21 protein-coding genes and 1 riboswitch are annotated in these 19695 nt (G+C 73.0%); of the genes, 10 read left to right on the top strand and 11 right to left on the bottom strand.

Translation table 11 applies throughout. The features are described from left to right. Positions 1-24: 24 nt before the first annotated feature. Complete coding sequence (locus tag HCJ93_RS19850; protein WP_167997086.1) at positions 25-2523, top strand: SpoIIE family protein phosphatase; 2499 nt, start codon at positions 25-27, stop codon at positions 2521-2523. Positions 2524-2584: 61 nt separating this feature from the next. Here HCJ93_RS19850 and HCJ93_RS19845 read toward each other — a convergent pair whose 3' ends face one another. After that, complete coding sequence (locus tag HCJ93_RS19845; protein WP_167997085.1) at positions 2585-3034, bottom strand: RpiB/LacA/LacB family sugar-phosphate isomerase; 450 nt, start codon at positions 3032-3034, stop codon at positions 2585-2587. A gap of 415 nt (positions 3035-3449) precedes the next feature. Here HCJ93_RS19845 and HCJ93_RS19840 point away from each other — a divergent pair, with 415 nt between their 5' ends. Continuing rightward, a complete protein-coding gene (locus HCJ93_RS19840) occupies positions 3450-4175 on the top strand; it encodes a lysophospholipid acyltransferase family protein (protein WP_167997084.1) in 726 nt (241 codons plus the stop codon). Between the two features lie 84 nt (positions 4176-4259). On the opposite strand, the gene HCJ93_RS19835 is transcribed toward HCJ93_RS19840, so the two are convergent. The 8 genes from HCJ93_RS19835 to HCJ93_RS19800 all read right to left on the bottom strand — a co-directional run bounded on the left by HCJ93_RS19835 (position 4260) and on the right by HCJ93_RS19800 (position 11039). Next, positions 4260-5867 carry an alpha/beta hydrolase gene (locus HCJ93_RS19835; RefSeq protein ID WP_167997083.1) on the bottom strand — a complete coding sequence of 536 codons (1608 nt, stop codon included), beginning with the start codon at positions 5865-5867 and terminating at the stop codon, positions 4260-4262. A gap of 121 nt (positions 5868-5988) precedes the next feature. Beyond that, positions 5989-6768: an urease accessory protein UreD gene (locus tag HCJ93_RS19830; RefSeq protein WP_167997082.1), complete on the bottom strand. Its 780-nt coding sequence runs from the start codon at positions 6766-6768 to the stop codon at positions 5989-5991. Beyond that, positions 6756-7433, bottom strand: a complete 678-nt coding sequence (gene ureG, locus HCJ93_RS19825; protein ID WP_167997081.1) for an urease accessory protein UreG — start codon at positions 7431-7433, stop codon at positions 6756-6758. Before ureG ends, HCJ93_RS19830 begins: the two co-directional genes overlap by 13 nt. A 78-nt stretch (positions 7434-7511) precedes the next feature. Then, positions 7512-8186, bottom strand: a complete 675-nt coding sequence (locus tag HCJ93_RS19820; protein WP_167997080.1) for an urease accessory protein UreF — start codon at positions 8184-8186, stop codon at positions 7512-7514. 27 nt (positions 8187-8213) lie between these two features. Beyond that, positions 8214-9935, bottom strand: a complete 1722-nt coding sequence (locus HCJ93_RS19815; protein WP_167997079.1) for an urease subunit alpha — start codon at positions 9933-9935, stop codon at positions 8214-8216. After that, a complete protein-coding gene (locus tag HCJ93_RS19810) occupies positions 9928-10239 on the bottom strand; it encodes an urease subunit beta (protein ID WP_167997078.1) in 312 nt (103 codons plus the stop codon). Before HCJ93_RS19810 ends, HCJ93_RS19815 begins: the two co-directional genes overlap by 8 nt. A gap of 11 nt (positions 10240-10250) precedes the next feature. After that, positions 10251-10553: an urease subunit gamma gene (locus HCJ93_RS19805; protein WP_167997077.1), complete on the bottom strand. Its 303-nt coding sequence runs from the start codon at positions 10551-10553 to the stop codon at positions 10251-10253. Positions 10554-10736: 183 nt separating this feature from the next. Continuing rightward, positions 10737-11039, bottom strand: a complete 303-nt coding sequence (locus tag HCJ93_RS19800) for a type II toxin-antitoxin system Phd/YefM family antitoxin (protein ID WP_167997076.1) — start codon at positions 11037-11039, stop codon at positions 10737-10739. An 82-nt stretch (positions 11040-11121) separates the two neighbouring features. Here HCJ93_RS19800 and HCJ93_RS19795 point away from each other — a divergent pair, with 82 nt between their 5' ends. The 3 genes from HCJ93_RS19795 (at position 11122) to HCJ93_RS19785 (ending at position 13132) form a co-directional block, all read left to right on the top strand. After that, positions 11122-11751 carry an ATP-dependent Clp protease proteolytic subunit gene (locus HCJ93_RS19795; protein WP_167997075.1) on the top strand — a complete coding sequence of 210 codons (630 nt, stop codon included), beginning with the start codon at positions 11122-11124 and terminating at the stop codon, positions 11749-11751. Positions 11752-11758: 7 nt separating this feature from the next. Then, entirely contained in the window at positions 11759-12067 is a 309-nt protein-coding gene (locus HCJ93_RS19790) for a hypothetical protein (protein ID WP_167997074.1), read from the top strand. Positions 12068-12472: 405 nt separating this feature from the next. Next, positions 12473-12655, top strand: a riboswitch (cyclic di-AMP (ydaO/yuaA leader). Positions 12656-12658: 3 nt separating this feature from the next. Then, entirely contained in the window at positions 12659-13132 is a 474-nt protein-coding gene (locus tag HCJ93_RS19785; RefSeq protein ID WP_167997073.1) for a C40 family peptidase, read from the top strand. 61 nt (positions 13133-13193) lie between these two features. Here HCJ93_RS19785 and HCJ93_RS19780 read toward each other — a convergent pair whose 3' ends face one another. Next, positions 13194-13655 (bottom strand): ATP-binding protein, encoded by a 462-nt coding sequence (locus tag HCJ93_RS19780; RefSeq protein WP_167997072.1) that lies wholly within the window; start codon positions 13653-13655, stop codon positions 13194-13196. Between the two features lie 211 nt (positions 13656-13866). Between HCJ93_RS19780 and HCJ93_RS19775 the strand changes: the two genes are divergently transcribed. Both HCJ93_RS19775 and HCJ93_RS19770 read left to right on the top strand, forming a co-directional pair. Beyond that, positions 13867-14727 carry a helix-turn-helix domain-containing protein gene (locus tag HCJ93_RS19775; protein ID WP_167997071.1) on the top strand — a complete coding sequence of 287 codons (861 nt, stop codon included), beginning with the start codon at positions 13867-13869 and terminating at the stop codon, positions 14725-14727. A gap of 9 nt (positions 14728-14736) precedes the next feature. Continuing rightward, positions 14737-14958, top strand: a complete 222-nt coding sequence (locus HCJ93_RS19770) for a DUF397 domain-containing protein (protein ID WP_167997070.1) — start codon at positions 14737-14739, stop codon at positions 14956-14958. A 112-nt stretch (positions 14959-15070) separates the two neighbouring features. On the opposite strand, the gene HCJ93_RS19765 is transcribed toward HCJ93_RS19770, so the two are convergent. After that, a complete protein-coding gene (locus tag HCJ93_RS19765) occupies positions 15071-16198 on the bottom strand; it encodes an 8-amino-7-oxononanoate synthase (RefSeq protein WP_167997069.1) in 1128 nt (375 codons plus the stop codon). A gap of 146 nt (positions 16199-16344) precedes the next feature. Between HCJ93_RS19765 and bioB the strand changes: the two genes are divergently transcribed. The 3 genes from bioB to bioD are packed head-to-tail and all read left to right on the top strand — an operon-like array spanning position 16345 to position 19588. Further along, positions 16345-17565 carry a biotin synthase BioB gene (gene bioB / locus HCJ93_RS19760; RefSeq protein ID WP_167997068.1) on the top strand — a complete coding sequence of 407 codons (1221 nt, stop codon included), beginning with the start codon at positions 16345-16347 and terminating at the stop codon, positions 17563-17565. After that, positions 17558-18838, top strand: a complete 1281-nt coding sequence (locus HCJ93_RS19755) for an adenosylmethionine--8-amino-7-oxononanoate transaminase (RefSeq protein WP_167997067.1) — start codon at positions 17558-17560, stop codon at positions 18836-18838. Before bioB ends, HCJ93_RS19755 begins: the two co-directional genes overlap by 8 nt. Positions 18839-18844: 6 nt before the next feature. Beyond that, positions 18845-19588, top strand: coding sequence for a dethiobiotin synthase (bioD, locus tag HCJ93_RS19750; RefSeq protein ID WP_167997066.1), 744 nt, complete (start codon positions 18845-18847; stop codon positions 19586-19588). Positions 19589-19695: the final 107 nt, after the last annotated feature.

Here is a 19695-nt window from a genome sequence, read left to right as displayed (position 1 = left end):
TCTCAGGCGACAGAGAGGTCGGCCGTGGGCGGACACAACGAGCAGGACGCGGCCCGGCAGGGGTTCGACGTGGCCGACGCCGCTCCCCTGCTGCTCGACCCGGCGGGCGTGGTGGCGAGCTGGACCGCACGGGCCGAGCGGCTCCTCGGGTACACGGCGGCGGAGGCCGTGGGCAGCAAGCTCGCCGAACTGCTGACCGACGAGGACTCCCTGCGGGTGCCGGAGCTGGTGGAACGGAGCCGCTCCGACGGCGGCTGGACCGGACTGCTGACGGCCCGGCACCGCGACGGGCGGTCCCTGGGTCTCTCCGTGCGTGTCACACCGACGGTGGACCCGCGGGGTGGTGCCTCCCTGCTGGTCCTGCTGTCGGAGACGGGCGAGGACACCGGCTGGGCGATGAGCCGCACGGTGCTGGAGCAGATGGTCTCCGGGTCCCCGATCGGCATCGCGATCGTGGACACGGACCTGAGGTACGTGTGGTCGAACGCGGCCCTGGAGCAGTTCGGCGGCGGCGGCGCCGACCAGCGCATCGGCCTGCGGTTCGCCGAGATCCAGCCGGGCATGGACGCCGACGCCGTCGAGGACCGGATGCGGCAGGTGCTGGCGACCGGCGAACCGGTGGTCGGCTACGAGCATGTCGGCCAGGTCCGCTCGGCGCCGCTGCGCGAGACGGCCCACATGATCTCGTTCAACCGTCTGGACGACGAGCAGGGCCGCCCGATGGGCGTGTACTACACGGTCGTCGACATCACCGAGCGGCATCGCGCCCGCCAGCGGCTCGCACTCCTCGACCGGGCCGGCGAGCACATCGGACGCTCCCTGGACATCATGCGCACCGCGCAGGAACTGGCGGATGTCGCCGTGCCCGGGCTCGCGGACGTGGTCACCGTCGATCTGCTGGAGACCGTGCTGCACGGCGCCGAGCTGCCGCCCGGACCGCTGGCGGGGACCGACACCGTGGCGCTGCGCCGGGCGGGCCAGAAGTCCTCACAGGGCAAGCTGCCCGACTCCGTGGTGGAGATCGGCGAGGTGGCCGGCTACCGGGCCGGTTCGCCGCCGGTGCTCTGCCTGACCTCGGGCCGCTCCTGGCGGCAGGACGAGCTGACCCCGCTCGCCCTGGAGTGGGCGGTCGGCACGGCGGGCGACCGGGAGAACACCTTCCTGGAGCTGGGCCTGCAGAGCGCGCTGATCGTGCCGATCCGCGCCCGCGGCGTCACCCTGGGCGTCACCACGTTCTTCCGCCGCCTGCGCCAGCAGCCCTTCGACGCGGACGACGTGCATCTGGCGGAGGAGCTGGTCGCGCGCGCCGCCCTGTGCGTGGACAACGCCCGCCGCTACACCCGGGAGCGGGACGCGGCGCTGGTGCTGCAGCGCAGCCTGCTGCCCCGGCGGATGCCCGAGCAGGACGCCGTGGAGGTGGCCGCCCACTACCGGCCCGCCGACGAGCTGACCGGGCTGGGGGGTGACTGGTACGACCTGATCCCGCTGTCGGGCGCCCGGGTCGCCATGGTCGTCGGGGAGGTGCCCGGGCACGGCATCGACGCAGCGGCGGGGATGGGGCGCCTGCGGACGGCGGTACGCACGCTGGCCGCGCTGGACCTGCCGCCCGAGGAGGTGCTGGCGCACCTGGACGACCTGGTGGCCCGCACGGCCCGTGACGAGGGCCCGCACGACGGGGACGCGGGCGAGCACTCCTTCGTGGAGCCCGTCGGCAGCGGCTGCGTCTACGTCGTCTACGACCCGGTCGACGGCCGGTGCACCATGGCCGCGGCCGGGCATCCGGCGCCGGCCCTGGTGACGCCGGACGGCACGGTGAGCTTCGTGGAGCTTCCGCAGGGTCCGGCGCTCGGCGTGGGCGGGCCGCCGTTCGAGTCGGTGGAGATGACCCTGGCGGAGGGGACGACGCTCGCCCTGCACACCGACGGTCTGCTGGCCCGCGACGACGAGGGGTCCCGGCCGGCCGCCGAGGCCTGCCTGCCCCAACCGGCGGAGCAGCAGCGGCTGGAGCGGCTGCGTGCGGTGCTGACGGAGCGCACCACCACCCTGGAGGAGCAGTGCCGGGCCGTGGTGGACACCCTGGCCCCCGCCCACCCCTACGACGACGTCGCGCTCCTGATGGCCCGCACCAAGCGGCTGGATCCGGAGCGGATCGCCGCCTGGGACCTGCCAGGGGACCCCGCGATGGTGGCCGAGGCCCGCAGGACGGTCACCCGGCAGCTGGCCGAGTGGGAGCTGGAGGATCTGGTCTTCACCGCGGAGCTGCTGGTGAGCGAGCTGGTCACGAACGCCATCCGGTACTCCCCCGGCCCGGTCCGCCTGCGGCTGATCCGCGAACGCGCGCTGGTGTGCGAGGTCTTCGACGCCGGCGCGACCGCCCCGCACCTTCGCCATCCGCGCGCCATGGACGAGGGCGGCCGGGGCCTGCTCCTGGTGTCCCAGCTGGCCGAACGCTGGGGCACCCGCTTCGTGCCGGACGGCAAGATCATCTGGGCCGAGCTGACCCTGGCGGGCGGGGGCGACTGAGGCGGAGCGGCCTTCGCAGGCGGGCCGCCGGGCGGGCGGGCCGAGGGGACCGTGCCGTGCGTCAGGCGCGGGAGGCGTCCAGGCCGGCCACCCGGGCGACGTTCTGCCGGTCCTCGGGGTCGTCGCTGGGGGCGCCCGCGAACCAGGCGTCGAGGATCTCCTTCAGCAGCGGCTCGGAGGTCAGGCGCAGGCTCAGGGCGAGCACATTGGCGTCGTTCCAGCGGCGGGCCCCGTCCGCCGTGTACGCGTCGGTGCACAGGGCGGCCCGCACGCCGGGCACCTTGTTCGCGGCGATGGAGGCTCCGGTGCCGGTCCAGCAGCACACCACGGCCTGGTCGGCCGTGCCGTCGGCGACCTCGCGGGCGGCGGCCTCGCTGCACGCGGCCCACTGGGCGTCGTCCCCGGGGCTCAGTGCGCCGTGCGGGCGCACCTCGTGCCCTCGCTCGCGCAGCTCGGCGACGAGCGCCCGGGCCACGGGTTCGTCCATGTCGGAGGAGACGGAGATCCTCATGCCCGCGAGCCTACTCGGCCCTCGGGCCGGCCGGGAACCGGTGCCGGGCCGGGTGGCGATCACCGTCCCGATCCGGTCATCCCGCCGATCGGGTGTTGCCCCCGGCGCGGTGGGCGGAAGAGGCTGTCGCTGCGGTCCTCCCCAGCCGCACACGTCCCCGAGGACTCTCGTCCGGATCACCCCGCTCACGGAGCCGGCCAGGCGCCCACGACGTCCCGCGGGCCGGTCCGGACGAAAGGCTCTGGCGGCGCATGCGCTGACGGGCGTTCAGGCGCCGGGCCGCGGCCACGGGCCGCTCAGGGCGGACGTGGTGCCGGGCCGCACGGCCCGGACCTAGACTGGCACCCCTACGACGTGCCGGTTGACCTGCTGGAACACGGCGGACGAGGGTCCGCCAGAGTCGAGGAGCGTGCCCTTGTTCTACTACCTGCTGAAATATGTGCTGCTGGGGCCGCTGCTGAGACTGGTGTTCCGGCCCCGAATAGAGGGCCTGGAGCATGTGCCGTCCAGCGGACCGGCCATCATCGCGGGCAACCATCTGTCGTTCTCCGACCACTTCCTGATGCCCGCGGTGCTCAAACGGCGCATCACCTTTCTCGCCAAGGCCGAGTACTTCACCGGCCCCGGCCTCAAGGGGAAGCTGACCGCGTTCTTCTTCCACAGCGTGGGCCAGATCCCGGTGGACCGGTCCGGCAAGGAGGCCGGGCAGGCGGCGATCCGCGAGGGCCTCGGCGTCCTGTCCAAGGGCGAGCTGCTGGGCATCTACCCGGAGGGCACCCGGTCGCACGACGGCCGTCTCTACAAGGGCAAGGTCGGCGTCGCCGTGATGGCGCTCAAGGCCGGTGTCCCGGTCATCCCGTGCGCGATGATCGGCACCTTCGAGGCGCAGCCGCCCGGGAAGGTCGTCCCGCGCATCCACCCGGTGCGGATCCGCTTCGGCGAGCCCCTCGACTTCTCCCGCTACGCCGGGATGGAGAACGAGAAGGCGGTGCTGCGCGCCGTCACCGACGAGATCATGTACGCGATCCTCGCCCTGTCCGGGCAGGAGTACGTCGACAAGTACGCCGCGGTGGTCAAGGCCGAGGAGGCCGAGCGCAAGAGCGCGGGCGGGGAGAAGCGGCGGCTGCGCCGGGCGTCGTAGCGCCCTCGCGCGGCGGCGGAACGACGACGGGGCGGCCGGGAATCTCCCGGGCGCCCCTCGTCACGGGTGAGCCCTGCGGCCCGGCTACGGCTTGGGCGTGGCGTGCGGTGCGCAGGTCACGTCGGAGCGGTCCAGCTCACCGCGGAGCAGATAGGCGTCCACGCGCTCGTTGATGCACGTGTTGACGAGCCCGGTGACGCCGTGCGAGCCGGCGTCCTTCTCGGTGATGAGCCGGGAGCCCTTGAGCCGCTTGTGCAGCTCGACGGCGCCCCCGTACGGGGTGGCGGCGTCCCGCTCGGCCTGGACGATCAGCACCGGCGGCAGGCCCTTGCCGGTCCTGACGTCGACGGGCGTTCGCTGCTTGACCGGCCAGGTGGCGCACGGGAGGTTCATCCAGGTGTTGGCCCAGGTCAGGAACGGGTGGTCACGGTGCAGCCGGGTGCTGTCGCGGTCCCACTTCTTCCAGTCGGCGGGCCACTTGGCGTCGGTGCACTCGACGGCCGTGTAGACGGCGTTGCCGTTCTCCTCGGCGGCGTTGCCCGCGGTGTCGGACGGATCGGGGGCCGCGGCGTCGACCAGCGCCTGGGTGTCGCCGGCGACGTACTTGCTGAACACCTCGGCCACCGGCACCCATGCGGAGTCGTAGTACGGGGCGCTGGAGAAGTAGGAGATGAGCTCGGCCGGGCCGACGACACCGCCGAGCGGCTTCTCCGCCGCGGTGGCGCGCAGCTTCAGCCACTGGGCCTGGACGGCCTCGCGGGTGGTGCCGAGGTGGAAGGTGGCGTCGTTCTTCGCCACCCAGTCCTGCCAGTCCTTCCAGCGGCCCTCGAAGGCGACGTTCTGGTCGAGGTTGGCCTGGTACCAGATCTTCTCGCGGGACGGGTTGACCACACTGTCGACGACCATGCGGCGGACGTGGCCCGGGAAGAGGGTCGCGTAGACGGCGCCGAGGTAGGTGCCGTAGGAGACGCCGAGGAAGTTGAGCTTCTTCTCGCCCAGGGCGGCGCGGATGACGTCGAGGTCGCGCGCGGTGTTCGGGGTGGTCATGTGGGGCAGCATGGCGCCGCTGCGCTCGTGGCAGCCCTTGGCGTACTGGCGGGCCAGTGCGCGCTGGTGGCGCTTGTCGGCCTCGGAACGCGGCACCGGGTCCGGCTTGGGCGCCTTGACGAACTCCTGCGGGTCGGCGCAGGAGATGGGCGCGGACCTGCCGACACCGCGCGGGTCGAAGCCGACGAAGTCGTAGGCCTTGGCGGCGTTCGCCCAGACCGGGTTCTCGCTCGTCACACGGACCGGGAAGCGCAGTCCGGAGCCGCCGGGGCCGCCCGGGTTGTACAGCAGCGCGCCCTGACGCTCGCTCCTGCTGCCGGTGCTGGCGATGCGGTCGACGGCGAGCTTGATCTGCTTGCCGTGGGGCTTGGCGTAATCGAGCGGTACCGTGACCCAGCCGCACTGGATGGGCTCGGGCAGGTTCCAGTCGGCGGGGCAGTCCTGCCAGTCGATGCCGGTCCTGGCGGCCTTGGCGGCGGCGACGGCGACGCCCCTGGCCTCACGGTCCGTGCCACGGTGGCTGGTCGGGTCCGCCGTGGCGCTGGCGGTGGGCGCCGTGACGGCGCCGGCTATGAGCGTCGCGGTGACGAGCACTCCGGCCGAGCCGAGCGCGGTCGCCCTCCGCTTCGGTCTGGTGTCCCTCAAGTGGGGCCTCCCCGTTTCATCGTCGTGATGGGGTACGGGGGATCCTCGCCGCTGCGAGGTGTCCGGCGACAGGGGCGGCCACGCTTCTTTGCCAATCCGATAACCGGATAAGGGAGTTCGGTCAGGCGGACACCGTGGTGAGCAGCTCCAGTGCCGCGTCCAGCTCGCGCCGCAGCAGCAGCGCGTCCGGGGCGACGGCGGTGACCAGGACGGCAGGTCCGGCCAGCGGCAGCACGACGGTGGTCTCGCTCAGCGCCCGTGCGGCGACCGGGTGCTCCGCGAACCTGGGGTGCGCGACCAGGAGTTGTCCGGCGGCCCGGTGTCCGGCGAGCACCGCGGGCCCGTCCCAGCCGCCGGGTGCCCCGGCGCCGCAGGCCAGCTCCTGGTCCAGGACGGTGCGTCCCGCGATCCGCAGGGTGAGCCGTCCGGCCAGTCCCCCCGGCTGCTCCCCCACCCGCCCGAGCACCTGCTCCTCGCGGAGCACCAGACGGGCGCCGGGAGCGAGGTCGGCCTCGGTGGACATGCGCAGCTCGCAACCTCGTGCGCAGATCAACTGCTCGGGCAACCAGTGGAGTTCGGCGCCGTCGGCGACGGTGAGCCGCACGTCGTGGCGTGCCTCGCCGCCGTGCTGTCCGGGCAGCGCGAGGGTGGCGGCGGCCGAACCCACGCGCAGCCGCGCGCCCGGTTCCGCGTCCGCCCGCACCGTGAAGTGGTCGCCGCCGAGCGGTCCGCTCATGGCGCCGACCAGCAGCACGTGCGCCTCGCCGCCGCTGCCCCGGGTCCGCCGCAGTGCGAGCGGACCGTCGCTCGCCAGCACGGGCAGACTCGTTCCGCCACGGCCGTCGCCCCGAGCGCGGATCCGGGCGGTGGCGCGGACCCCGGTGGTGTTCACGCGGTCCACGCCGCGGCGCGCCGGCGCACCCAGTCGGCGACTTCGGCGGCGCCCGGCTCGCCGCGCAGCGACTGGAACACCACCGGCAGCTCACCGCGCTGCGCCCGCGCGTCGAAGGCCATGCGCGCCAGGTCGGCGCCCACGTACGGGGCCAGGTCGGTCTTGTTGACGACCAGCAGGTCGGCGGTGGTCACCCCGGGGCCGCCCTTGCGGGGGATGTCGTCCCCGCCGGCCACGTCGATGACGAAGATCTGTGCGTCGACGAGCCCCTTGGAGAAGGTGGCGGTGAGATTGTCGCCGCCGGACTCGACCAGGATCAGGTCCAGCGGTCCGACCGTGTCCTCCAGCTCCTCCACCGCCTCGAGGTTGGCGGAGATGTCGTCACGGATCGCGGTGTGGGGGCAGGCGCCGGTCTCGACGGCGGTGATCCGCTCGGGCGGCAGTACGGCCTGCCGGAGCAGGAACTCGGCGTCCTCGCGGGTGTAGATGTCATTGGTGACGACGGCCAGCGACAGCTCCGTGCGCAGGGCCCGGCAGAGGGCGGCGACGGTGGCGGTCTTCCCGGAGCCCACGGGTCCGCCGAGGCCGATCCGCAGGGCGCGGCGGGTGCCGTCCGGGCAGCGGGCGTCGGCACCGACGGCGGCCGGGCCCGGGTGGGCGTGGTCGAGGTGCATGTCGGTCGGCTCCTGTCTGGCGGTTGTGTCTCTGGCCGGTTCGCAGTCGGCAGCGGGGGCGGGCGCGGGGTGGGGCTCCTACGAGGCGAACAACCGCACCGGACGGGCCGCGTGCAGTTCCGCCCCGATCTCCAGCAGGGGTGCGGAGCACGCGGGCAGGGCGTCGGCGCCCTCGTGGGCCGCCGTACGGGCCGCTCGCACCGCCTGGCCGGCGACGTGGTCCAGGTCCGGGGCGAGCCGGGCCAGCACCCCCGTGGCGTCGAACGGGTCGAGGCTCAGCAGCCGCACGGTCGCCGACGCCGGTCCGCTCACGCTCTCGTAGGCGGCGCAGTGGGCGGCGTCCCGCGCGTCCAGCCCGGCCGCCCGTGCCACCACGCCGAGCGCCACCGGCTGGTGCGCGCCTGTGGGGAACCGGGCCGCCAGTGCGTCGAGTTCGCCGCACGGCCAGGTCGCGCGCGCCGCGCGCAGCAGCTGCCGGCCCAGCTTCCGGGCGGCCGCGCGCAGTGCGGGCGCGGGGGTGCGGGCGTCGGCCGCGGCGTCCAGCTCCCCGGGATCGACGCCGAGCGCGGCCGCCGCCGCCAGGGACGCCGCCACCAGGCCGGAGGTGGTGAGCCGGCCCCGGCAGAAGTCCTCCAGACTCGCCGCCCCGGTGATCCGTCCGGCCCGGACGGCGGCCTCCGCGCCCCCGGAGTGGGCGTGCCCGCCCGCCGGGAAGCGGCCGTCGGCCAGCACGAGCAGCGCGGCCCTCGACATGCCGCCCACCTCCTCTCACGGCAACGGTCAGAACAGGAAGTAGCGCTGGGCCATGGGCAGTTCCGCCGCCGGGGTCGCCTCGACCAGCTCGCCGTCGATGTGCACCGCGAAGCTGTCCGGGTCGATGCGCACCTCGGGCAGGGCGTCGTTCTCCCGCATGCCGGCCTTGGTGACCCGGCGCGTGGACTCGATCGCGACGAACCTCTTGCCGAGCGCCAGGCGTTCCGGCAGCCCGTCCTCGATGGCCGCCGGGGCGACGAAGTTGACCGAGTTGGCGGCGGGCGCCCGACCGGTCGCCCCGTACATCGGGCGCGGCAGGACCGGCTGCGGGGTGGGGACGGAGGCGTTGGCGTCGCCCATCTGCGCGTAGGCGATCTGGCCGCCCTTGAGGACCAGGAGGGGCTTCACGCCGAAGAACGCCGGGTCCCACAGCACCAGATCGGCGAGCTTGCCGCTCTCCACGGAGCCGATCTCGCGGGCCAGACCCTGGGCGAGCGCGGGGTTGATGGTGTATTTGGCGACATAGCGACGCACCCGGTGGTTGTCCGCGCGCCCGTCCCCGGGCAGTGCTCCGCGGCGCCGCTTCATCACATGGGCGGTCTGCCAGGTCCGCAGGATCACCTCGCCGACGCGCCCCATGGCCTGGGAGTCGGAGGAGATGACGGAGATCGCGCCCAGGTCGTGCAGGATGTCCTCGGCCCCGATGGTGGACGGCCGGATGCGGGACTCGGCGAAGGCGAGGTCCTCGGGCACCGCCGGATTGAGGTGGTGGCACACCATCAGCATGTCGAGGTGCTCCTCGGCGGTGTTGACGGTGAACGGCCGGGTCGGGTTGGTCGAGCTGGGCAGCACGTTGGGCTCGCCGACCACGGTCATGATGTCGGGCGCGTGGCCGCCGCCCGCGCCCTCGGAGTGGTAGGCGTGGATGCCGCGTCCGGCGATCGCGGCGAGCGTGTCGCCCACGAACCCGGCCTCGTTGAGGGTGTCCGTGTGGATGGCGACCTGGACGCCGGTGCGGTCGGCGACGGTGAGCGCCGCGTCGATGACCGCCGGGGTCGAGCCCCAGTCCTCGTGCAGCTTCAGGCCCACGGCGCCGCCCCGGATCTGGGAGAGCAGCGCCTCGTGGGACACGGTGTTGCCCTTGCCGAGCAGGCCGATGTTGAGCGGGTGGGCCTCCATCGCCTCCAGCATCCGGGCCAGGTGCCAGGGTCCGGGGGTGACGGTGGTCGCCTTGGTGCCCTCGGCGGGCCCGGTGCCGCCGCCGACCAGGGTGGTGATGCCCGACGCGAGCGCCTCGTCGGCGAGCTGCGGGCAGATGAAGTGCACATGGGCGTCGACGGCGCCGGCCGTGAGGACCCGCCCGTTGCCGGCGATGATCTCGGTCTCGGGGCCGATGACGAGGTCCGGATGGACGCCGTCCATGGTGTCGGGATTGCCCGCCTTGCCGATGCCGGTGATCCTGCCGTCGCGGATACCGACGTCGGCCTTGACCACACCCCAGTGGTCGACGATCACCGCGCCGGTGATCACGGTGTCGGGGGTGCCGTCCGCGCGGGCGGCGCGGGACTGGCCCATGGACTCGCGGATGACCTTGCCGCCGCCGAACACGGCCTCGTCCCCGGCGCGTCCGGGCCCGCCGGAGCGGTCCTCCTCGATCTCCACGAGCAGATCGGTGTCGGCGAGCCGGATGCGGTCTCCGGTGGTGGGGCCGAACAGGTCGGCGTAGGCGGCGCGGGAGAGCTCAGGCATCGAGGGCACCTCCGGTCTCCCCGCGCAGTCCGGGCACCACCCGGGCTCCGGCGAGCGGCACGAGCGACACCTCGACGGGGATGCCGGGCTCGAAGCGCACGGCGGTCCCGGCGGCGATGTGGAGCCGTTTGCCCCGGGCCGCCGCACGGTCGAAGTCCAGGCCGGGATTGGCCTCGGCGAAGTGGTAGTGGGAACCGACCTGGACGGGGCGGTCGGCGGTGTTGAGGACGGTGAGGCGGGTGACCTCGCGGCCCTCGTTGTATGCGATCGGGTCCTCGGCGTAGAGGATCTCTCCGGGAATCACGGCGGCCCCCCTCAGACGATCGGCTCGTGGACGGTGACGAGCTTGGTGCCGTCCGGGAACGTGGCCTCGACCTGCACCTCGTGGATCATCTCCGGGACGCCCTCCATCACGTCGTCCCTGGTGAGCAGGGTGCGTCCGGAGGCCATGAGTTCGGCGACGGTCCGGCCGTCGCGGGCGCCCTCGAGGATGTGCGAGGTGATCAGGGCGACCGCCTCGGGGTGGTTCAGTCTCAGTCCGCGTGCCCGGCGCTGGGCGGCCACATCGGCCGCCACATGGATCAGCAGCCTCTCCTGCTCGTGCGGCGTCAGTTGCACGGCGTCCCACCTCACACTTCTCGCTGCGGACCGGTCGCGGCCCGGCGGCCCGTGCCACGGGGCGACGTCCCTGGTGGCGTGGAGGGGGAGGCTAGTGCGACGGCGTTTCGAGCGCGTTAACCGTGCAGCGGGGCCCGGCGGGGCCGGGCAGTCGCGGGCAGCGGGCGCGCCGCCCGGCCGGAGTCAGGAGGGGGCCGGCCCTCGGTGTTCGGCAGCGATGCCGAAGCGACGGCGTTCGTCCGCTGCGGACGCCGGGGAGATCTCGCGGACGGTCGACACGGCGCTGATCACCGGTTCCCCGGTGGCGGTCGCCGGCTCCTGGAGCTGCTCGAGCTCCTCCAGTCGTCGCAGGTCATCGGCGGAGACGAGGGCGACGAGGGGCTTTCCGTGCCGGGTGACGACGACCCGCTCCCCGCCGTAGACCACGCGGTTGATCAGGTCGGCGAGCTCGGCCCTGGCCTGGGTCACCGGAATCTCGTAAGCCATGACCCCATCATAACGTCACGTACATCCTGTACATTTTTTACAGAGACCGCAGCGACGCGTTCCCACCCGAGGAGGGGTACCCATGGACCGGCCGTACGCCCGTCACGTCCTGCCCGAGTTCACCGAACGCACGGCGACGGGGCAGCGGACCAGTGATCCCTACTCGAAGCTCATGGAGGAGCGGATCGTCCTCCTGGGGACCCCCGTCGACGAGACCTCCGCCAACGACGTGATGGCCCAGTTCATGTACCTCGAGCACCAGGCGCCCGACCGGGACATCTCGCTGTACATCAACTCCCCCGGCGGCTCGTTCCACGCCATGTCGGCGGTCTACGACACGATGCAGTACGTGAACTGCGACGTGGAGACGATCTGCCTCGGGCAGGCGGAGGGTGCCGCGGCGCTGCTGCTGGCCGCCGGGACGCCGGGCAAGCGGTACGTACTGCCCGGGGCGCGCATGGTGCTGCGTCAGCCGGCCTTCGCCGGGCCGGTGGAGGGACAGGCCAGCGATCTGGCCATCCAGGCCGGGGAACTGAACCGCGTCCGGGCCCGCATGGAGGAGATCCTGGTCCGGCACACGGGGCGCAGCGCGGAGCAGGTCCGCTCCGACACGGAGCGGGACACCGTGCTCGACGCACGGGCGGCGGTGGACTACGGCCTCGCGGACCGCATCGTGCCCAGCCGCAAGGGCGCGCGCCCCGGCACGAGGTGAGCCGCCGATGCTGCCACCCGAACTGCCCCCGCTGCCCGCGCTGACCCGCGCCGAGGCGGAGTTGATCGACCGTTACCTCGAAGTCGTGGATCTGCTGGGCCGGATCAACCCGGCGCAGACGGACGAGACCTACCGCGGACTGCGGGCCGCCCAGGCCCTGGTGGGCAAGGCCGTCGCGCTGCGCGACGCCCTGGCGCTGATGCACCGGCGCGGCGAGACCGAGCTGCACTCCGCCACTCTGGCCCGCGCGCTGCGGGTGCTGGACGGTGAACGCCGCACCGCACGCGTGACCTTGCCGCCGCTGTCCACGAGCTGACAGCGGCGGGGCGCACGGATCCGGCGTCCGCGGCCGGAACCTGCGCACCCGCGGCCGGCACCTGCACGTTCAGGCCGACGCCGACGCCTTCAGCCGGAGTTGAAACGGACCAAACGGCGTACCCCCATCCGGCGTAGGAAAACCAGGAGTTTGCGGAGTTCCGAAGTTGCGCCCGAGGCGCGGACGGAGTGCGGAACGGAATATTCCGCCGCTGGTCCGGGGCGCGTCGACGCCCCGGACCGGCCCCCGTCCGCACGCATGTCCACCCGAACGGGTGAGTGGTGAGTAACAACACAAATCCCCGGTTCCGTTGGGAAATCGGGCGGGCCATGGGTCAAGATCCGTGACTGACGACAAGACCCCGCCGCAGCGGCGGGGCGATCCGGGCGGACGCCGAGTCCTGCCGCCGCCCGGATGCCCGGTCGACAGGAAGTGGATCGGCAGGAGTGGAGGACCCAAGCACGACGGGTCGCCGGAACCGCGAGGTTCCGAGCAGCCCTTGGGGTGAAGCCGCACCGTGTGCGGCCGGGCCACTTCGCCAGCCCGAATCCGACAGGTCATCCTTCACAGGCGGCTGACGAAGGGTTGCGCATGACTGCGCTCAATCGTGTCCCGTCTCTGATGGCCCGGGCCGGTACGGCCTCGGCCCTCACCCTCGCCGCCGTGGGCGGCACCATTGCGATCCCCGGCGCCGCCTCGGAGGCGGCCGCCGCGAGCCTGGGCACCAAGGCCCTGAAGGTCGCGGCCTCCAAGAAGGGCGCGCCCTACCAGTGGGGAGCCGCCGGGCCCTACCGATTCGACTGCTCCGGGCTCACCCTGTACTCGTTCAAGAAGGCCGGCAAGAAGCTGCCGCGCACCGCGGCCCAGCAGTACAACCAGACGCGCCACATCTCCGCCTCCAAGCGCAAGGCGGGAGACCTGGTGTTCTTCCACTCGGGCCGCAGCATTTACCACGTCGGCATCTACGCGGGCAAGGGCAAGATCTGGCACGCCCCCAAGACCGGGGACGTCGTGCGACTGCAGAAGATCTGGACCAGCAGCGTCTATTACGGCCGGGTCAAGTGATCACCAGTGCGGCGGCGCGGGAACGCGTCGCCGCGCTGCTTTCCCCTTCCCCACTCCCCCTTCAGGGCTCGGGCTGACCCGTCGTGGCGACCGGCTCCGCGGGGGCGGCGGTCCACGGCAGTTCCACCAGCACGGTCTTGCCGCCCTCCCTGGTGCGGCGCACCCGCAGCCGGCCGCCGCACTCCGCGGTCAGCCAGCGGATGATGACCAGGCCGCGGCCGTTGTCCTGCTGGACCGCCGCCGGCAGCCGCTTGGGCAACCGGGGGTGAGAGTCCGTCACCCCGATGCTCAGCCGCTCGTCCCGGTCGAGGACCAGTCGCACCGTGAACGTGGGCGACTGCCCGAAGGTGTGCTGCACGGCGTTGGTGGCCAGTTCGGAGACGATCAGCCGCACCGTGTCCGACACTTCCGTGTCCTCGGGCATGCCCCATTCCGCCAGCGTGCCCACCACATGGGTGCGGGCCGCGGCGACCGAGGCTGGATCGCTCGGCAGAGTGACGGATGCTTCCAGATGGTCTGCCATGGCGACGTCGTCCCTTTCCACGGGACCGCAGTCCGACACGGAGCGGATGGTTCGAGTACGGTCCCGCACTGGTGCTTCGTCGCCAGAGTGCCATCACCGCACGGCGCGGGGCAGCGATCCACCGGGATATGCATATATCTGTCGCCCAAAGCGGTGAACTCTACGACGGGAGACCGTATTTGGGCGGCCTCTAGGGAGTAAGGGGAGGCCCATGCAGCACGGTCCCGCGGTGCGCCGCCGCAAGCTGGGCGCCGAACTGCGCGCGCTGCGTACCTCGGCGGGGCTCACCAGTGGCGAGGCGGCACGGCTGGTGGGCTGGCACCAGTCGAAGGTGAGCCGGATCGAGACCGGGACGAGCGGAGTGAAACCGGCCGACGTCCGGTTACTGCTCGACACCTACGGTGTGTCCGATCCGCAGCTGCGCCAGCTGCTGCTGGTGCTGGCCGGCTCCGGCGACGGCGGTGGCCGGCATCACTGGTGGCAGGCCTACCGGGGCGTACTGCCGCCGACCTACCGGGACTTCATCAGCCTGGAGTCACAGGCGAGCGCCATGCGCACCCTGGAGACCACCGTGGTCCCCGGGCTGCTGCAGACGCCGGAGTACGCGCGGGCGGTCACCGCCGCCGCCCTGGAAGGGGCCTCGGAGGAGCGGCTGGACGCGCTGGTGGAGGTGCGGCTCGCCCGGCAGGACGTGCTGCGCGCCGATCCCCCGCTGGAGCTGAGTGCCGTACTGGACGAGGCGGTGCTGCGCCGGGAGGTGGGCGGCCCCGGGGTGATGGCCCGTCAGCGGCAACGGCTGATCGAGGCGGCCCGGTTGCCCCATGTCAGGCTGCAGGTGCTGCCGTTCTCGGCCGGGGCGCACATCGGCGTCACCGGCCCTTTCGTCATCTTTTCGTTTTCGCGCACTTCTGATCTGGACGTGGTTGTTCTCGACCACTTGACGAGTAGCCTCTATCTGGAGCGGAAAGAAGACCTCAGGGCGTACACGGAGGCCTTCAACGCCCTTTCCATCCACGCCCTTTCGCCCGAGGACTCGTTGGATTTCATCGCCGGGACAGCTGCCGGCGTGTAAGGAGGCACGATGCCTGCACCGCCTCGGACCGTTCCCTCCCTCTCCACCAGCACGGAACTGCACGGCGTGCGGTGGCTGCGCAGCAGCTACAGCACGGGCGCGAACAACTGCGTCGAGACGGCCGCACCGGCCGCCGGACTGCTCGCCGTGCGCGACTCCAAGGATCCGGCCGGACCCGCACTGCTCTTCTCCCGTGAGAGCTGGGCGCGGTTCCTGACCTCCGTCAGTTGATCCCGCTGGTCCGCTGATCCTCCGGGACCAGCCGATCCGCCGAGATCCGCGACCTGGTGGCCGACGCCACCGGTCCCCCGCATCGGACGACGCACGGCCGTGCCACGCCGACTCACGGTCGCGTCTCGCCGATCACCTGTACAGCGCGATCGATCTCCGCCCCGGAGAGGTCGGCGCGGGCGGTCAGTCTGAGCCGGGAGATGCCGTCGGGCACGGAAGGAGGACGGAAACAGCCCACGGACAGACCGGCCGCCCGGCAGTCGGCCGCCCACTGTACGGCCTGCTCCGGGGACGGAGCGCGCACCGACACCACCGCGGCGTCGGGGCGCACCGCCTCCAGGCCCAGCGCCGTCAGCCGGGAGTGCAGCTCCCGCGCCACGGCGCCCGCGCGCGCCGCCCGTTCCGGCTCGCGGCGCAGCAGCCGCAGCGCGGCCAGGGCCGCGCCCGCGGCCGCGGGGGCGAGCCCCGTGTCGAAGATGAACGTCCGGGCCGCGTTGACCAGATGCCCGATGACCCGGGCGGGGCCCAGCACGGCGCCGCCCTGACTGCCCAGCGACTTGGACAGCGTCACCGTCGCCACCACGTCGTCCGCGCCGGCCAGGCCCGCCGCGTGCGGGGCACCGCGCCCGTCGCGGCCCAGCACGCCCAGACCGTGCGCGTCGTCCACCACCAGGCCCGCGCCGTACTCCCGGCAGGCCGCGGCGAGCGCGGCGAGGGGCGCCGCGTCGCCGTCCACCGAGAAGACCGTGTCCGACACGGCGATGGCCGGTCCGTCGTGCCCGGACAGGGCCTTGCCCACCGCGTCGGGGTCGGCGTGCGCCGCGACCTGGGTGCTGCCCCGCGCCAGCCGGCAGCCGTCGATCAGGGAGGCGTGGTTGCCCGCGTCGGAGACGATCAGCGAGCCGTGCGGGGCCAGCGCGGTGACCGCGGCCAGGTTGGCCGCGTACCCGGAGGAGAAGACCAGGGCGGCCTCGAAGCCGCAGAATTCCGCCAGCTCTTCCTCCAGCTCGGCGTGCAGCTCGGTGCTGCCGGTGACCAGCCGGGAGCCGGTGGCGCCCCCTCCCCAGGTCCGCGCGGCCCGCGCGGCCCCCTCGACGACCTCCGGGTGGCGGGCCAGCCCCAGGTAGTCGTTGCTCGCCAGGTCGAGCAGCGCCGTATCGGCGGCGCGCGGCCGCAGCGTCCGTACGAGTCCGTCGCGGCGGCGCAGCCGCGCCTGCTCGTCGATCCAGCCGAACGCCATGGGTCCTCCGGGCTTTTGTAGGCAGTGCACAGACATTAGCGGCAGGCCGGGCGGGGCACGGTGTGGCAATACCCACACCGCCATCCGGCTCTGTTGTACGAACTCTCCTTGGCCTCGGACCGTCCGGTAGGACAGGATCGGCTCTCATGGACCTGCTGAACACGCTGGTGGACAAGGGGCTTCGGCGCGAGACGCCGACCCGCGAGGAAGCGCTGGCCGTCCTGCGGACGACCGACGACGAGCTGCTCGACGTGGTGGCCGCGGCCGGAAAGGTGCGCCGGCACTGGTTCGGGCGACGGGTGAAGCTCAACTACCTCGTCAATCTCAAGTCCGGCCTGTGCCCCGAGGACTGCTCCTACTGTTCCCAGCGGCTCGGCTCGCAGGCCGGGATCCTGAAGTACACCTGGCTCAAGCCGGACGAGGCGTCCAAGGTGGCCGCCGCGGGCCTCGCGGGCGGGGCCAAGCGGGTGTGCCTGGTGGCCTCCGGGCGGGGCCCCACCGACCGGGACGTCGAGCGGGTGTCCGACACCATCAAGGCGATCAAGGAGCAGAACGAGGGCGTCGAGGTGTGCGCCTGCCTCGGCCTGCTCTCCGACGGCCAGGCGGAGCGGCTGCGCGAGGCCGGAGCGGACGCCTACAACCACAACCTCAACACCTCGGAGGCGACGTACGCGGACATCACCACCACGCACACGTACGCGGACCGGGTGGCCACCGTGCAGAAGGCGCACGCGGCGGGGCTCTCGGCCTGCTCCGGGCTGATCGCCGGCATGGGCGAGAGCGACGAGGACCTGGTCGACGTGGTCTTCTCGCTGCGCGAACTCGACCCCGACTCGGTCCCGGTGAACTTCCTCATCCCGTTCGAGGGGACGCCGCTGGCCAAGGAGTGGAACCTGACGCCGCAGCGGTGCCTGCGGATCCTGGCCATGGTGCGGTTCGTGTGCCCCGATGCGGAGGTGCGGATCGCGGGCGGGCGTGAGGTGCATCTGCGGACCATGCAGCCGCTGGCGCTGCACCTGGCCAACTCGATCTTCCTCGGGGACTACCTCACCAGTGAGGGGCAGGCGGGGAAGGCGGACCTGGAGATGATCGCGGACGCCGGGTTCGAGGTGGAGGGGGCCGACGAGGTGACGCTGCCCGAGCACCGGGCGGTGCGTTCGGGCGGCGCGTGCGGGGCGGACTCGGACGGCGGGGGCGTGTGCGGGTCGCATGCGGGGGACGCCGGCGTGTGCGGCGCGGACTCGGGTGGCGGTGACACGTGCGGGTCGCATGAGGAGGGTGCGGCGGCGCCGGTGTCCGGGCCGCGGCCCGATCTCGTCGCGGTGCGGCGCCGGGGTGCCGGGACGGATCTCGCGCCCAATGCCTGAGCTGTCCCTCTCCGAGGTTCTGGACCTGGACCGGCGGCATGTGTGGCATCCGTACGGGCCGATGCCGGGTCAGCGGGAGCCGCTGGTCGTGGAGTCGGCCAACGGGGTGCGACTGCGGCTCGCCGACGGCTCGGGCGAGCTGGTCGACGGGATGTCGTCCTGGTGGTCGGCGATCCACGGCTACAACCACCCGGTACTGAACGAGGCGGCCCGTGAGCAGCTGGCGCGGATGAGCCATGTGATGTTCGGCGGGCTCACCCACGAGCCCGCCGTGCGGCTGGCGAAGCTCCTTGTCGACATGTCCCCCGACGGCCTCGAGCATGTGTTCCTGGCCGACTCCGGATCGGTGTCGGTCGAGGTCGCCATCAAGATGTGCCTGCAGTACTGGCGTTCCCTCGGGCGGCCCGGGAAACGGCGGCTGCTGACCTGGCGGGGCGGCTATCACGGGGACACCTGGCACCCGATGTCGGTCTGCGACCCCGAGGGCGGGATGCACGAGCTGTGGTCCGGCGCCCTGCCCCGGCAGGTGTTCGCGGACGCGCCGCCCGCCGGGTACGAGGAGGGGTACGCCGAGCATCTGCGGGAGACGGTCGCGCGGCACGCCGGAGAGCTGGCCGCGGTGATCGTGGAGCCGGTGGTGCAGGGTGCGGGGGGCATGCGGTTCCACTCCCCCGCGTATCTGCGGGTGCTGCGCGAGGTGTGCGACGCGCATGACGTGCTGCTGGTGTTCGACGAGATCGCCACCGGGTTCGGGCGCACGGGCGCGTTGTTCGCCGCCGGGCACGCGGCTGTGGCACCGGATGTGATGTGCGTGGGCAAGGCGCTGACCGGCGGCTACCTGACCATGGCGGCGACGCTGTGCACGCGGCGGGTGGCCGAGGGCATCTCGCGGGGCGAGGTGCCGGTGCTGGCGCACGGGCCGACGTTCATGGGCAATCCGCTGGCGGCGGCGGTGGCCTGTGCATCGATCGAGCTGCTGCTGGGGCAGGACTGGGCCGCGGAGGTCAAGCGGATCGAGGCGGGGCTGCGGGACGGGCTCGCCGGGGCGGCGGGGCTGCCGGGTGTGCGCGATGTGCGGGTGCTCGGGGCGATCGGGGTCGTGCAGCTCGATCACGAGGTGGACGTGGCGGCGGCGACGCGGGCCGCGGTGGCCGAGGGGGTGTGGCTGCGGCCGTTCCGGGATCTCATCTACACGATGCCGCCGTATGTCACGGCCGACGACGATGTCGCCCGCATCGCTCGTGCGGTGTGCGCCGCGGCGAGGGCGGGGTGACATGACATGCCGGTACTGGTGATCACGGGGACCGGGACCGAGGTCGGCAAGACGGTCGTCACGGCGGCGGTCGCGGCCACGGCGGTGGCTGCGGCCGGGCGGTCGGTGGCGGTGCTGAAGGCCGCGCAGACGGGGGTGGGGCCGGGCGAGGCCGGGGACGCGGAGGAGGTCGCGCGGCTGGCGGGGGACGGCGTCCGGGCCGGGGAACTGGCGCGGTACCCGGAGCCGCTGGCCCCGGCGACGGCGGCACGGCGGGCCGGGCGGGCGCCGGTGCATCCGGAGGACGTGGCGGAGCGGGCGGCGAAGCTGGCGGCGGAGTTCGATCTGGTGCTGGTCGAGGGTGCGGGTGGGCTGCTGGTGCGGTTCGATGCGGCGGGGGGCACGCTGGCGGATGCGGCCGAGTTGCTCGGGGCGCCGGTGCTGGTGGTCACGTCGGCGGGACTGGGGACGCTGAATGTGAGCGAACTGACGGTACGTGAGCTGCAGCGGCGGGGGCTCGAGGTGCCGGGGCTCGTGGTCGGCAGCTGGCCGGCCGATCCGGACCTCGCGGCCCGCTGCAACCTTCTGGACCTCCCCGATGTCACCGGTGTCCCCCTGCTGGGTGCCGTGCCGGAGGGGGCGGCCTCCCTCCCCGCGTCGTCCTTCCGGGCCCGGTCTCCGGAATGGCTGGCCCCCCGGCTCGACGGCACCTGGGACGCGGAGTCGTTCCGCACTCGTGCGGCTGCCGGCCCGGTGGGGGTCGCTGTCTGATGCCTGCGGCACGGCTGCGGCTCGGGCAGTCGTGCCGCTGAGGCGACGGGGCTCCCCCGCTCGGGTGTAGCCGGGAGTATGGGGCGGGTGGGCGCGGCGGGACCCGT

This window comes from Streptomyces composti (genome assembly GCF_012034205.1).
In the GTDB taxonomy this organism is placed as follows: domain Bacteria; phylum Actinomycetota; class Actinomycetes; order Streptomycetales; family Streptomycetaceae; genus Streptomyces; species Streptomyces composti.
The sequence above is the reverse complement of the archived record's forward strand: the minus strand, read 5'-3'. Positions and strand labels throughout refer to the sequence as shown.

Bases quoted from the DNA above. Each gene is read 5' to 3' on its own strand.
- HCJ93_RS19845 (WP_167997085.1), bottom strand. From the start codon at position 3,034: ATGAGGATCTCCGTCTCCTCCGACATGGACGAACCCGTGGCCCGGGCG.
- ureG (WP_167997081.1), bottom strand. From the start codon at position 7,433: ATGCACCTCGACCACGCCCACCCGGGCCCGGCCGCCGTCGGTGCCGAC.
- HCJ93_RS19820 (WP_167997080.1), bottom strand. From the start codon at position 8,186: ATGTCGAGGGCCGCGCTGCTCGTGCTGGCCGACGGCCGCTTCCCGGCG.
- HCJ93_RS19815 (WP_167997079.1), bottom strand. From the start codon at position 9,935: ATGCCTGAGCTCTCCCGCGCCGCCTACGCCGACCTGTTCGGCCCCACC.
- HCJ93_RS19800 (WP_167997076.1), bottom strand. From the start codon at position 11,039: ATGGCTTACGAGATTCCGGTGACCCAGGCCAGGGCCGAGCTCGCCGAC.
- HCJ93_RS19795 (WP_167997075.1), top strand. From the start codon at position 11,122: ATGGACCGGCCGTACGCCCGTCACGTCCTGCCCGAGTTCACCGAACGC.
- HCJ93_RS19790 (WP_167997074.1), top strand. From the start codon at position 11,759: ATGCTGCCACCCGAACTGCCCCCGCTGCCCGCGCTGACCCGCGCCGAG.
- HCJ93_RS19785 (WP_167997073.1), top strand. From the start codon at position 12,659: ATGACTGCGCTCAATCGTGTCCCGTCTCTGATGGCCCGGGCCGGTACG.
- HCJ93_RS19780 (WP_167997072.1), bottom strand. From the start codon at position 13,655: ATGGCAGACCATCTGGAAGCATCCGTCACTCTGCCGAGCGATCCAGCC.
- HCJ93_RS19775 (WP_167997071.1), top strand. From the start codon at position 13,867: ATGCAGCACGGTCCCGCGGTGCGCCGCCGCAAGCTGGGCGCCGAACTG.
- HCJ93_RS19770 (WP_167997070.1), top strand. From the start codon at position 14,737: ATGCCTGCACCGCCTCGGACCGTTCCCTCCCTCTCCACCAGCACGGAA.
- HCJ93_RS19765 (WP_167997069.1), bottom strand. From the start codon at position 16,198: ATGGCGTTCGGCTGGATCGACGAGCAGGCGCGGCTGCGCCGCCGCGAC.
- bioB (WP_167997068.1), top strand. From the start codon at position 16,345: ATGGACCTGCTGAACACGCTGGTGGACAAGGGGCTTCGGCGCGAGACG.
- HCJ93_RS19755 (WP_167997067.1), top strand. From the start codon at position 17,558: ATGCCTGAGCTGTCCCTCTCCGAGGTTCTGGACCTGGACCGGCGGCAT.
- bioD (WP_167997066.1), top strand. From the start codon at position 18,845: ATGCCGGTACTGGTGATCACGGGGACCGGGACCGAGGTCGGCAAGACG.